This window comes from Chloroflexota bacterium (assembly GCA_016235055.1).
Taxonomy (GTDB): domain Bacteria; phylum Chloroflexota; class Anaerolineae; order JACRMK01; family JACRMK01; genus JACRMK01.
This window is the reverse complement of sequence record JACRMK010000035.1, coordinates 35,533-47,538: the sequence shown is the minus strand read 5'-3', so window position 1 is coordinate 47,538 and position 12,006 is coordinate 35,533. Positions and strand designations below refer to the sequence as shown.

The 12,006-nt window shown below is 63.1% G+C and carries 11 protein-coding genes; 9 read left to right on the top strand and 2 right to left on the bottom strand.

Annotated features, from left to right (window positions below):
• The first annotated feature begins 138 nt into the window (after positions 1–138).
• The 4 genes from HZB53_08700 to HZB53_08685 all read left to right on the top strand — a co-directional run bounded on the left by HZB53_08700 (position 139) and on the right by HZB53_08685 (position 5,235).
• Positions 139–1,224 (top strand): NAD-binding protein, encoded by a 1,086-nt coding sequence (locus tag HZB53_08700; GenBank protein ID MBI5877715.1) that lies wholly within the window; start codon positions 139–141, stop codon positions 1,222–1,224.
• 36 nt (positions 1,225–1,260) lie between these two features.
• Positions 1,261–2,520, top strand: coding sequence for an MFS transporter (locus tag HZB53_08695; protein MBI5877714.1), 1,260 nt, complete (start codon positions 1,261–1,263; stop codon positions 2,518–2,520).
• Between the two features lie 137 nt (positions 2,521–2,657).
• Positions 2,658–3,485 (top strand): prephenate dehydratase, encoded by an 828-nt coding sequence (pheA, locus tag HZB53_08690; protein MBI5877713.1) that lies wholly within the window; start codon positions 2,658–2,660, stop codon positions 3,483–3,485.
• 46 nt (positions 3,486–3,531) lie between these two features.
• Complete coding sequence (locus HZB53_08685) at positions 3,532–5,235, top strand: AMP-binding protein (GenBank protein MBI5877712.1); 1,704 nt, start codon at positions 3,532–3,534, stop codon at positions 5,233–5,235.
• A gap of 379 nt (positions 5,236–5,614) precedes the next feature.
• On the opposite strand, the gene HZB53_08680 is transcribed toward HZB53_08685, so the two are convergent.
• Together HZB53_08680 and tdh are read right to left on the bottom strand one after the other, a co-directional pair.
• Complete coding sequence (locus HZB53_08680) at positions 5,615–6,796, bottom strand: glycine C-acetyltransferase (GenBank protein ID MBI5877711.1); 1,182 nt, start codon at positions 6,794–6,796, stop codon at positions 5,615–5,617.
• 89 nt (positions 6,797–6,885) lie between these two features.
• Positions 6,886–7,926, bottom strand: a complete 1,041-nt coding sequence (gene tdh, locus HZB53_08675) for an L-threonine 3-dehydrogenase (protein MBI5877710.1) — start codon at positions 7,924–7,926, stop codon at positions 6,886–6,888.
• Positions 7,927–8,679: 753 nt separating this feature from the next.
• Here tdh and HZB53_08670 point away from each other — a divergent pair.
• The 5 genes from HZB53_08670 to HZB53_08650 all read left to right on the top strand — a co-directional run bounded on the left by HZB53_08670 (position 8,680) and on the right by HZB53_08650 (position 11,925).
• Positions 8,680–9,465, top strand: coding sequence for a MarR family transcriptional regulator (locus HZB53_08670; GenBank protein ID MBI5877709.1), 786 nt, complete (start codon positions 8,680–8,682; stop codon positions 9,463–9,465).
• A 166-nt stretch (positions 9,466–9,631) separates the two neighbouring features.
• The gene (locus tag HZB53_08665; protein ID MBI5877708.1) at positions 9,632–9,994 is read left to right on the top strand and encodes a winged helix-turn-helix transcriptional regulator; all 363 of its coding nucleotides are present in this window, start codon (positions 9,632–9,634) and stop codon (positions 9,992–9,994) included.
• 16 nt (positions 9,995–10,010) lie between these two features.
• Complete coding sequence (locus HZB53_08660; protein MBI5877707.1) at positions 10,011–10,268, top strand: thioredoxin family protein; 258 nt, start codon at positions 10,011–10,013, stop codon at positions 10,266–10,268.
• A gap of 163 nt (positions 10,269–10,431) precedes the next feature.
• On the top strand, positions 10,432–11,346 hold the full coding sequence (locus HZB53_08655; protein ID MBI5877706.1) for a permease: 915 nt from the start codon (positions 10,432–10,434) through the stop codon (positions 11,344–11,346).
• Positions 11,347–11,664: 318 nt separating this feature from the next.
• Positions 11,665–11,925 carry a TM0996/MTH895 family glutaredoxin-like protein gene (locus tag HZB53_08650; GenBank protein MBI5877705.1) on the top strand — a complete coding sequence of 87 codons (261 nt, stop codon included), beginning with the start codon at positions 11,665–11,667 and terminating at the stop codon, positions 11,923–11,925.
• Positions 11,926–12,006: the final 81 nt, after the last annotated feature.

The window sequence follows — 12,006 nt, the reverse complement described above, 5'->3', positions numbered from 1 at the left end:
AAAGTACCCGTACAAAGCCAAATTGAGAATTGCTGAACTATTGCGCGGCGATTTTTCGTTCGCCGCACGCGGTGTTACAATACCCGCCACCATGCGCTGCCGCCCGGCGCGATTTCAAGGCATCGCGTGGTTGCCGATATGACGATTGCATACTCTCGCCCCACGGTTGTGACGGCTCTGCGCCGCCGCTTCAGCACCATCATTCTCTGGCTGGGGCGCCCCAGCCTCGTCCTGATTCTGCTGCTGTCCACAACCGTCATCGTGCTGGCGACTGCCACGCTGCTCTGGTGGGAGGAGCAGACGCTGGGCGGCGAGCCGGCGTTCACGAACTGGAACAATTCATTCTGGTACATGCTCTCATCGGTTGCGGGCATCGGCGTCGGCGCCAAAGCGCCGCTCACCGAAGGCGGCCGCTCGCTGGCGATCATCGCCGGCGTCGCGGGCTCGGCGCTGAAAGGCATCTTCACTGCCGCGGTGGCGTCCGCGTTCGTCAACCGGCTGATTCTGGAGGGTAAGGGATTGGGCGATTTCGATGTGAAGGGACATATTCTGGTCTGCGGCTGGAACTCCTACGCCAAAGAGATGGTGAAGGTGCTCCAGCAGGAAGCGTACGGGCACGGCGTAGACGTGGTCCTGCTGGCCGATCTGCCGGAGAATCCCCTGCCGAACACGCATATCAAGTTTGTGCGCGGCGATCCGACGCTCGACGCCGATCTGCAGCGCGCTTCCGCCGATGCGGCGACGTCTGCAATCCTGCTGGCCGACGACACGCGCGGCGGCGATTCCGCGTCGGTGGACGCGCGCACCGTGCTGACCTCGCTGGCCGTCGAGAGCGCGAACTCGAAAGTCTACACCGTGGCGGAGGTGCGCGATCCGCAGAACCGCCGCCACTTCTCGCGCACCAAGACCGACGAGATGGTCGCCAGCAGCGAGTTGGCGGGCGGATTGCTGGCGCGCACCGCGCTCAATCCCGGCGTCGGCCATGTCTTCAGCACGCTGATGCGCATTGACCAGAGCGCCGAGGTGTTTGTGGTGCCCGCGCCGCCTTCGCTGGCCGGCAAATCGTTCGACGAGCTGCTGCACAGCCTGCGCCGCGACCACGGCGCAATCCTGATCGGTCTCCAGCGGCGCGATTCGACGATGCTCAACCCGGCCAAGACGCAGGTCGTCGCGTTCGGCGATAATCTGGTGGTGGTCGCCCACGGCCAGCCGCCGAAGCTGTAGTTGGCAGACTTCATTACAAATCAACCAGGGAATACGATGTCGAATAAGAAACTGTTTTACGGCTGGATCGTCGTCTTCACGCTGATGGGCATGTTCGCCATGTCCAGCGGCAGCCGCTACACCTTTAACGTCGTCTTCAAGACGCTGACCGAGGAGTTTCACTGGGGCCGCAGCGCCCTCTCGGCAGTGCCCTCGCTGAGCCTGATCCTCGTCAGCGCTTTTCAGATCGCCAGCGGCTGGCTGGCCGACCGTTTCGGCGGGCGGCTGACGTTGACGGTCGGTTTCGTGATCTCCGGCCTCGTACTGTTCGCAATGTCGTTCGTGACCGACCTCTGGCAGGTCTATCTGATCTATGGCGTCTTCGGTGCGATCGGCTTTGCGCTGGCGTCTCCAGCAGTCTCGTCGGCGATGGTCAGCCGCTGGTTCGCGGCGCGCAGCCGCGGCACGGCGCTCTCGCTGGCCATGGCGGGCGTCGCCTTTGGCCAGTTACTGATCACGCCGATCGCCACGTATCTCATGGTCAGCGGCGGCTGGCGCATGTCGTATCAGACCCTGTCGGTGGTCATGCTGATTGTAATGCTGCCGCTGGTGCTGCTGCTGCTGCGCAACCCGCCCACCGAGACGGCCGAAGTGAGAGCGGAGGCCCACGCGGCCGACGGCGGGCGCACCTCGCTCTGGGACGCCATGCGCCACCCGACGTTCTGGCAGTTGCTGATGGGGGTGTTCGCGTGCGGCTTCACGATGTCATTTGCCAACGTGCATTTCATGGCCTACGCCAGCGACATGGGCGTCCACGAGATGGTCGCCGCCAACGATCTGGGCATGTCGGGCCTGTTCAGCATCATCGGCGCCGTCCTCATGGGCCGCTGGTCGGACCGCATCGGCCGCCGCGTGCCACTCGGCATCACCTACGCGTTGCGCGGCCTGGCCTTCGCCATCCTGTACTTCGCCAACAACGAGATCACGCTCTTCTTTTTCGCGGTCACGCTTGGCCTCTCATGGACGTCCACCACGCCGCTTTCGGCTGCTGTCACTGCTGAGACGTGGGGCCGCCAATCGGCCGGCTTCCTGTTTGGCGTGATCTACACGTTCATGACCGTCGGCTCGGCCATCGGCTCGTACCTCGGCGGCCTGGACTACGACCTCCTGCATAACTACACGGCAATCATCATCGCCAATGTGGTTGTTGCCGGGCTGGGCGCGATCGCTTCGTTCATGATCAAGGAGGGCCGTGCCCGGAACCCGGCTGCCGCCGTCGCTCGCGCCGAGGCATCACCTGTGGCAGCGGGGCGGTGAGGTAGCAACCAGTCGGCAGTAGCCAGTCGTCAGTGATCAGTAAACAGTGAACGGTTTGAGGTGTCTATAGGGGCGCATTGCAATGCGCCCCATCTCCCTTTCAACGATGCTAATTCCATGTGGCAAGGATCGTCCCAATGAAGATCGCCATTCAGGGTGAGCCGGGTTCGTTCAGCGAGTCGGCCGCGCGCCTCTATTTCGGCGACGTCGAGATCGTGCCGTGCCGCTGGTTCGTCGATGCCTTCGACGCCCTCATCGCGGGCCGCGCCGATGCCGGCGTCATCCCGATCGAGAACTCGCAGGCCGGCAGCATCAACGATACCTACGACCTGCTGCTGGAGCACGACCTGCCGATCGTCGGCGAGGTCGATCTGCCGGTGCGTCACTGCCTGCTCGCCCTGCCCGGCGTCGCGCTGTCCGACGTGAAGAAGATCTACTCGCACCCGCAGGCGCTCGCCCAGTGCGAGGAGTACATCGCCAGACTCGGCGCGGAGAAGATCGCCACGCAGGACACGGCCGGCAGCGCCCGGCTCGTGCGCGACAACGGCTGGCGCGACGCGGCGGCGATCGCCAGCGCGCGCGCCGGCGAACTGTACGGCCTGAACATGCTCGCCGAGGGCATCCAGACCAACCCGAACAACCGCACCCGCTTCGTGGTGCTGGTGCCCGGCGCTGCGCCGGTGCAGCCGCAGGCCGGCACCGCCTACAAGACCTCCATCGTCTTCGTCACGCCGAACGTGCCCGCCTCGCTCTATCACTGCCTCGGCGCGTTCGCCACGCGCGGCGTCAATCTGATCAAGATCGAGTCGCGCCCATTCCGGCTCAAGACGTGGGATTACGTCTTCTATTGCGACTTCGACGGCCACATGGACGATGAGAACGTCAGCGCCGCGCTTGCCGACCTGCGCGAGCGCGCCATGCGCGTGAAAGTGCTCGGCTCGTACCCCCGCGCGAAAACCGACTGATCCATCCCGGCCCGTTCGCGCCCATCACTCTGAGGGAGGAGTTGCCATGAGCGTGCAGTGGAGCTACACCAGCGGCGCCAGCGAGAAGCCTTTGCTCGGCGTCACCATCGGCGACCTGTTCGATCAGACGGCCGCGCGCTGGCCGGACAGCGACGCGTTGATCTCGCGGCACCAGAACTTGCGCTACACCTACGCCGCGCTGAAAGCCGAGGTCGACCGCTGCGCTCGTGCACTGATGGCGCTCGGCGTGCAGAAGGGCGAGCGCGTCGGCATCTGGGCGCCCAACCGTGCCGAGTGGGCCATCACGCAGTTTGCGACCAGCAAGATCGGCGCCATCCTCGTCAATATCAATCCTTCGTATCGCGTGCACGAGTTGCAGTACGCGCTCAAGCAGTCGGGCTGCATGTATCTGGTGATCGCGCCGCAGTTCAAGAGCTCTGACTACACGCAAATGGTCCTCGACCTCGCGCCGGAACTGCGCGATGCCGCGCCCGGCCAGTTGCACGCCGCGCAACTGCCCGACCTGCGCTGCGTGGTGCGCCTCGGCGTCGAGCCGGCGCCTGGCATGTTGACGTGGGGCGGCTTGCTGGCGCTGGCGGACGCCGTCAGCGCGGAGCAGTTGGCCGAGCGCCAGCGCCAGCAGGAGTTCGACGATCCGATCAATATCCAGTACACCAGCGGCACGACCGGCTACCCGAAGGGCGCGACACTCAGCCATCACAACATCCTCAACAACGGCTACTTCGTCGCCGAGACGATGCGCTTCAGCGATCGCGACCGGCTGGTCATCCCCGTGCCACTCTATCACTGCTTTGGCATGGTCATGGGCAATCTCGGCTGTGTCACGCACGGCGCGGCGATGATCTACCCGAGCGACGGCTTCGACCCGCAGGCGGTGCTGGAGGCGGTGCAGGCCGAGAAGGCGACCGCGCTCTACGGCGTGCCGACCATGTTCATTGCCGAATTGAATCACCCCGACATTGGCCGCTACGACCTAACCTCGCTGCGTACCGGCGTCATGGCCGGCTCGCCCTGTCCGGTCGAGGTCATGAAGCAGGTCCAGTCGCTCATGCACATGACCGAGGTCGAGATCTGCTACGGCATGACCGAGACAAGCCCGGTCAGCTTCCAGACGCGCATCGGCACGCCGCTGGCGAAGCAGGTCGGCACCGTCGGGCAGGTACACCCGCACGTCGAGGTCAAGATCATCGACCCCGGCACCGGGCAGGTCGTGCCGGTCGGAGAAACGGGCGAGCTTTGCACGCGCGGCTACAGCATCATGCTCAGCTACTGGAACAACCCGGACGCCACGCGCCAGTCGATCGACACGGCGCGCTGGATGCACACCGGCGACCTGGCAACGATGGACGACGAGGGCTACGTCAACATCGTCGGACGCATCAAGGACATGATCATTCGCGGCGGCGAGAACGTCTACCCGCGCGAGATCGAGGAGTTCCTGTACACCAACGCCGCCGTGCAGGATGTGCAAGTGATTGGCGTGCCGGATGTGAAATACGGCGAGGAGATCATGGCCTGGGTGAAGCTGCGCGATGGCAGCACCGCCACCGCCGACGATATCCGCGAGTTCTGCCGCGGCAAGATCGCGCACTACAAGATCCCGCGCTACGTGAAGTTCGTAGACGCCTTCCCGATGACCGTCACCGGCAAGGTGCAGAAGTATCTCATGCGCCAGGCAAGCGTCGAAGAGCTCGGCCTGCAGTCTGCGGCCGCCGTCAAAACGGCGTAGATTTCCAAAGTAGGGGCGGCTCGCGAGCCGCCCTCTTCTTGTCGTCCTGAGCGCGAACGCAAGGCGCAGTATTGCCGGTTACGCCTCGCGCGCGAAGGACCTGAGCGTCCCGCCAACCCAAAACGCCCTGCTGGGATCAAACCCGGAAAGGCGTTTCTCGTGTTGTACTGATTCAAGCTGCTTGCGCCCTATAGTTGTCAAGCCGAGCGCGAAGGTCCGACTTGCGCTTAGCACACGCTTCGCGCGCTAGGCATCACAAAGGCAGCACTTCAGATGTTTCGCGCGCCTAGCGTGCTCATAGGACAATGGACTTGTCTTCGCGCTCAACATGACAGTTGAGGACGCAGCTAACTGGAAACAGTATTATTCAGCGTGCCCGCTACTTCACCACGCCCAGTTCCTTGCCCGCCTGCTCGAACACCGCCAGCCCGCGCTCCAGGTCGTCCTGGCTGTGCGCCGCGCTGACCATCACGCGGATGCGCGCCTTGCCACGCGGCACCGTCGGGAAGCCGATCGCGGTCGCAAACACGCCCAGTTCGAATAGCCGCCGGGAGAACTGCTGCGCCAGCGGCGCCTCGCCCAGCATCACCGGCGTGATCGGCGTCTCGCTCACGCCGGTGTCGAACCCGATCTTCTTCATCGCCGCCTTGAACAGCCGCGCGTTCTCCCATAGGCGGTCCACCAGCACCGTCGAGCCTTCGAGAATATCCACGGCCGCGAGGCACGCCGCCACGTCCGCCGCCGTCGGCGCCGATGAGAACAGGAATGCGCGCCCGCGCTGGCGCAGCCACTCGGTGATCTCCGCGCGCCCGGCCGCGTAGCCGCCCATCACGCCGAACGCCTTGCTCATGGTGCCGATCTCGATGTCCACGCGTCCCTGCATGCCGAAGTGGTCAACGGCGCCGCGCCCGCCATGCCCGACCACGCCCTCGCCGTGCGCGTCGTCCACCATCAGCAGCAGGTTGAACTCCTCGGCCACCTCGACCAGCGCCGGCAGCGGCGCCAGGTCGCCGTCCATGCTGAACACGCCGTCGCTGATGATCATACCGCGCCGGTAGTCAGTCGTTTCACGGATCACGCGCCGCAGGTCGGCTGCGTCGTTGTGCTTGTAGCGCGCGATGCGCGCGCCCGACAGCCGGCAGCCGTCGATGATGCTCGCGTGATTCAGCTCGTCGGAGAAGACGACGTCCTCTTTCGCCAGCAGACCGGCGATCGTTGCCAGGTTCGCCGTGTAGCCCGACTGGAACGTGATCGCCGACTCGGCGCCCTTGAACTCAGCCAGCCGCCGCTCCAGTTTTACGTGCAGGTCGGTCGTCCCGGCGATCGTGCGCACCGCGCCGGGGCCCACGCCCCACGCCTGCACCGCCGCCGTCGCGGCCGCCTTCAGCCGGTCATCGTTCGCCAGCCCGAGGTAGTTGTTCGAGCAGAAGTTGAGGACCGGCCGGCCCTCGACGATGATCGTCGCGCCCTGCGGCGACGAGATCGTGCGGACATTGCTGTACAGCCCCTGTGCCTTCAGCGCGGCGATCTCCTCGCGCACCCAGGCCAGTTTGTCGCTCATGGTTCTCCTTATTGCACCGCAAAGGACGCAAAGGGCGCGAAGGACAGCCTTGGTTTTCTTTGCGTTCTTTGCGCGCTTTGCGGTTAGTTCTATGGCTTCATCACTACTTTGCCGCTCTCGCCGCTCGCCATCGTCGCGACCGCCTGCTCGAACTCGTCGAGCCGGTAATGGTGCGTGACGATCGGCTTCAGGTCGATCGCGTTCGAGCGCAGCAACCCGCGCATCTGGTACCAGGTCTGCCACAGTTCGCGCCCGACCACGCCAACCACCGTCGCGCCCTTGAAGATGACCAGGTTTGACAAATCGAACTCGATTGGCGCGGACGGCAGTCCCAGTAGGGCCGCTTTGCCGCCGAATTTAAGCACCGTGAACCCTTGTGTGATCGCCGACGGCGCGCCGCTCATCTCCAGCAGCACGTCTACGCCTTCGCCGCGCGTCAGGTCGCGCACGCTGTCCACGATGTTTTCTGTCTTCGGATTCAGCGTCACATCGGCGCCGCACTGCTTCGCCAGCGCCAGCCGGTACGGGCTGACGTCGGTCGCGTAGACCGCCCGCGCGCCGATCGCTTTCGCCACCAGGATCGTCATCAGCCCGACCGGGCCGCAGCCGGTCACCAGCACCTTCATTGCGCGCAGGTCCACCGCGAACGCCGTATGTACGGCGTTGCCCAGGTTTTCCTCCAGCACGGCGAAGTCCACCGGGTAGTCCGGCGGGTTGATCCACGCGTTGACGGCCGGCAGCGCGACGTAGTCGGCCCAGCAGCCGTCGCGGTCGACGCCGATGATCTTGGTGTTGCGGCAAATGTGCCCGTTGCCGGTGCGGCACAGGTCGCAATACCCGCAGACGATGTGGCTCTCCGCCGAGACGAAGTCGCCCGGCTTGTGTGTCGCGACCTGGCTGCCGACCTCAACCACCTCGCCGCATAGCTCGTGACCGACAATCAGCGGCGGTTTCAGGCGGCCGGCCGCCCATGGATCCCAGTTATAAATATGCAGGTCGGTGCCGCAAATCGATGTCGCTTTGACCTTGATCAGCACATCGTTGGGACCGGCCTGCGGAATGGGCGTTTCGCGCATTTCGAGCCCGCGGCCCGCGTGCGTCTTGAAGATCGCCCGCATCGTTTCTGTCATGCTGTGCCTCGTCGTGAGGAGGATACGCGGCGTAATGCCGCATGCGACATTCATTATAAGCCGCGCGTCGGGGGAGAGCAAGCACTGGAACGACAAAGCAGCAATTCTCATTTTGGAGTCTGTCCACCAGGTTACCCCCTGGCCCCTTCTCCCCCCACGCGCGGGGGAGAAGGGGAAAAGCTAACGGGGAGGTGCGCGGCGGCTGCGCCGCCGCGCACCTCCCCATCGAATCGCTCCCCCTCCCAACTTCGTTGGGAGGGGGTCGGGGGGAGGGCAGCACGGCGTACTCGTCGAATCGGCTTGCGCGATAAGCGCCGAGCACCACCACATGACAAGCCGGCATTGGAAAGTATCAGCCAAAGCCAAATTGAGAACTGCTGACGACAAAGGGTATACCGTTGAACTGTCGGAGATGCCGTAGATCGTCATGCCGGCAAGTAGTTAGCCGGCATCCACTCCCACCGGAATCTAAGGCTTTTGTGGCGCGCGGTTTAAGTGGATTCCGGCCAAAAACGTGCCGGAATGACAGTCTGGCTGGCCGTGCGATCCCGACACTTTTGCGGTATACCCAACGACAAGCTCCCAAGCCCCAACTTCCAAATCCCAACAAACGGCTCGTGGCGTGCTCGAAACTGTCGGAGGGCGTAAGGCCGGTATGCCCCGTACCGTTTAGCGCGCTTGACGAGTGATGCGTACGGTTGTAAAGTTACTTCAAACCAAATTGAAATATATTTTGACTTGGAGAATCCCGCGATGCGCGCGACAACCGCACTCCCGCCCGTCCTGACCCTGCTGGATCATCAAATCCGCTGGCAGATTCTGACCGCGCTGGCGCGCAGCGACCGGCGTGTCCACGAACTTGTTCGGGTGGTTGGACGCCCGATCAACCTGGTGTCGTATCACCTCAAGCGTCTGAAAGCCCACGGCCTGGTTACCGAGCGGCGCAGCAGCGCCGACAGCCGCGCCGTCTACTACAGCGCGGACCTGGGGCACCTGCGCGTACTGCTGGCGGCCAGCGGCGATGCGCTCCACCCCTCGCTCAACGCGAATGCTGCGCCCATCGCGGCGGATGCGCATCTCACGCGGCGCGCGCGCGTGCTGTTCCTCTGCACCCACAACAGCGCGCGTTCACAGATGGCGGAGGCCATCCTGCGCCACCTGGGTAGTGAGCGAGTTGACGTCATCAGCGCGGGCAGCGAGCCGTCGCGCGTCCACCCGCTCAGTATTGAAACGCTCCGCGCGATGGGCATTGAAACCAGCGGTCTGCGCTCGAAATCCAGCACCGAGTTTATCGGCCAGCGGTTCGACTATGTGATCACCGTGTGCGACCGCGCGCGCGAAAGCTGTCCCATCTTCCCCGGCGACCCGGAGCGCATCCACTGGAGCTTCGCGGACCCGTCCGCGCTTGAGTCCGAGCCTGAGCGCCGCCGTGCGTTCGTACAGACCGCCCAACAGCTTCAGGTGCGCATCCAGTTGTTGCTCGCCGTGATCCAGCGAGAGAATGGTCAGCGCCCGGGCAAAAGTAGCCCCAGTCAGTGATTGAGCGGGCGGCTGGGCAGTCAATCGATGGACGCTCCGCGTGACAATTAGCCTGCTAATCCCGGGACGCTTATCACTATAAGACGCAAGCACTCCGTGATAGATTTATTGTAGCGGATTGTCCGCCGTTTATTTTCCGTCACTATATTCAGAAAATTGAATGAACATGCAATCCAAGATTGACAAGCTGGTACGGCCCGCCAATTTGCTCAAAGTGCTGGCTCATCCCGAGCGTCTGCGCCTGCTGGTGGCGCTGCGTGACAACGCGCAATGCGTCTGTCACCTGACCGCGCTGCTTGACCAGCGGCAACCCTATGTATCGCAGCAACTCGCGTACTTGCGCGACGCGGGTCTGGTGGCAGATTATCGAGAAGGAGTGAGGATCTATTATCGCATCCGTGATCCGCGCGTGTTCTTATTGCTCGACACCGTAGGCGAAATCATTGGGCATGCAGAAGCATTCCGTGATGTGCGAATCAGCCCGCGTGCGCTGGACAAGTGCCCGTGCCCGCGCTGCACATCGGTTTAACAGAAAAGAGCTTGCGATGAACGTCAAGATTCTCGGCCCGAGTTGCGCCAACTGCCTGAAACTCGAACTGCTCGTGATGCAGGTGTTGGCGGAGATGGGAATCCGCGACGCGATCGTCGAGAAGGTCGCGGCGGAACGGCAAATGGAGCGCTACCTGACGGGCGAGCCGCCCGGGCTGGTTATCAACGAGCAACTGGTCTGGTCCGGCGGCACGGAATTGCCGACCAAAGCGCAGGTGCGCGAATGGATCCGCGAGGTCACAGCGGTGGCATGAGAACACGTCTTGGGGGGGCACGGTGAATCTTGCTTCTGTGGTCAAGCTGCACGCCGCGCCAGGCGCGGCGTGGCGGACTTACCTGGTCTTGATCCTCGCCGCTGTACTTTGGTGGGCCACCTACAGCAGTATTGAGCTCCTGGCAAACTGGATAGCCTATGGCATGCTGGCGCTCTCCCGCGACTCGCAACTCGGGCAGGCCGTCGCGTTCTTCTTGTACGATGTGCCGAAGATCTTGTGGCTGCTGTCAGGCATGGTATTCCTCGTCTCGCTTATTCGCACGTTCTTCAGTCCGGAGCGCACGCGCGCGTTGCTTGGCGGCAGGCGTGAAGGTATCGGCAATGTGCTCGCTGCATTGCTCGGTATCGTAACGCCATTCTGTTCCTGTTCGGCGGTGCCCCTGTTCATTGGATTCGTCGAGTCGGGCATTCCATTGGGCGTGACCTTCTCGTTTTTGATTGCCGCGCCGACCATCAATGAAGTGGCTGTCGTCTTGCTCTTCGGGCTGTTCGGCTGGCAGGTTACCGCGCTCTACATCGCGTCAGGACTTGCGATTGCTATTACCGCAGGGATAGTTATCGGACGCTTAAAGATGGAGCGCTATGTCGAGGACTTCGTCTGGTCGATACAGAGCGGCGGGGGCGTGGAAGAGCACCTTGGCGCCCCGCAGCGCATTGAGCGATCCTGGCAAGCCGTTCGGGAGATCGTCGGCAAGGTCTGGGTGTATGTGGTTGTCGGCATTGCGGTTGGCGCCGGCATCCACGGTTACGTGCCGGAAAGCGCGCTGGCCGGCATCATGGGAACGCAGGCCTGGTGGTCAGTTCCAGCGGCCGTCTTGCTAGGCATTCCACTCTACTCGAACGCGGCTGGCATCATCCCGATCGTCAGTGCGTTGATGGAAAAAGGTGCGGGGCTGGGCACGGTGCTCGCGTTCATGATGTCGGTCATCGGGTTAAGCCTGCCGGAGATGATCATCCTGCGGCGCGTGCTGAAACCCCAGTTGATTGCCACATTCGTCGCCGTCATCGCGCTGGCGATTGTCATCACAGGGTATCTGTTCAATGCGTTATACGGCTAAGCGCATCTGGCTAATACTGTTTCAAATTGGAAATGTCCCCATGTGCATGTCGCATGAGCACACGGCACACCGCCAAATTCTGCCCTCCCCCCAGCCCCCTCCCAGCTTCGCTGGGTGGGGGAGCAAGTCTCCGGGGATTGGCGCGGCGGCTACGCCGCCGCGCCAATCCCCGTTAGTTTTTCCCCTTCTCCCCCGCGCGCGGGGGAGAAGGGGCCAGGGGATGAGGGGGCGGCAGTTGCACTTGCGCAATCGCTATGAGGACATGGCCAAGTTGAAATAGTATAACGCGACTATTTTTCGATGAAAAAAGGAGCATCTATGCTGACCATCAAAGTCCTTGGCTCCGGCTGCGCCAACTGCAAGAAGGTGGAAGCGGTAGCCCGGCAGGCCGTCACCCGGCTTGGTTTAGCAGCCCAAGTTGTCAAAGTAACCGACTATGCTGAAATCATGAAGTACGGCGTGTTGTCAACCCCCGGACTCGTCATTGATGAGAAACTGTTCTGCGCGGGGCGTATTCCGGGCGAAGGCGAGGTAGCTGCATGGCTGGCCAGCGCGTCAACGAGCGCAACGCGCGAGTGAGTTCATAGCCCATACATCTTCTAGTTGATCAATGATCGGCGAGGCAACCGAACAAAATGAATGAATATCCTGCCGCCCGGC

Bases quoted from the DNA above. Each gene is read 5' to 3' on its own strand.
- HZB53_08680 (MBI5877711.1), bottom strand. From the start codon at position 6,796: ATGAGCGACAAACTGGCCTGGGTGCGCGAGGAGATCGCCGCGCTGAAG.
- HZB53_08655 (MBI5877706.1), top strand. From the start codon at position 10,432: ATGCTGGCGCTCTCCCGCGACTCGCAACTCGGGCAGGCCGTCGCGTTC.
- HZB53_08695 (MBI5877714.1), top strand. From the start codon at position 1,261: ATGTCGAATAAGAAACTGTTTTACGGCTGGATCGTCGTCTTCACGCTG.
- HZB53_08660 (MBI5877707.1), top strand. From the start codon at position 10,011: ATGAACGTCAAGATTCTCGGCCCGAGTTGCGCCAACTGCCTGAAACTC.
- tdh (MBI5877710.1), bottom strand. From the start codon at position 7,926: ATGACAGAAACGATGCGGGCGATCTTCAAGACGCACGCGGGCCGCGGG.
- HZB53_08685 (MBI5877712.1), top strand. From the start codon at position 3,532: ATGAGCGTGCAGTGGAGCTACACCAGCGGCGCCAGCGAGAAGCCTTTG.
- pheA (MBI5877713.1), top strand. From the start codon at position 2,658: ATGAAGATCGCCATTCAGGGTGAGCCGGGTTCGTTCAGCGAGTCGGCC.
- HZB53_08665 (MBI5877708.1), top strand. From the start codon at position 9,632: ATGCAATCCAAGATTGACAAGCTGGTACGGCCCGCCAATTTGCTCAAA.
- HZB53_08650 (MBI5877705.1), top strand. From the start codon at position 11,665: ATGCTGACCATCAAAGTCCTTGGCTCCGGCTGCGCCAACTGCAAGAAG.
- HZB53_08700 (MBI5877715.1), top strand. From the start codon at position 139: ATGACGATTGCATACTCTCGCCCCACGGTTGTGACGGCTCTGCGCCGC.
- HZB53_08670 (MBI5877709.1), top strand. From the start codon at position 8,680: ATGCGCGCGACAACCGCACTCCCGCCCGTCCTGACCCTGCTGGATCAT.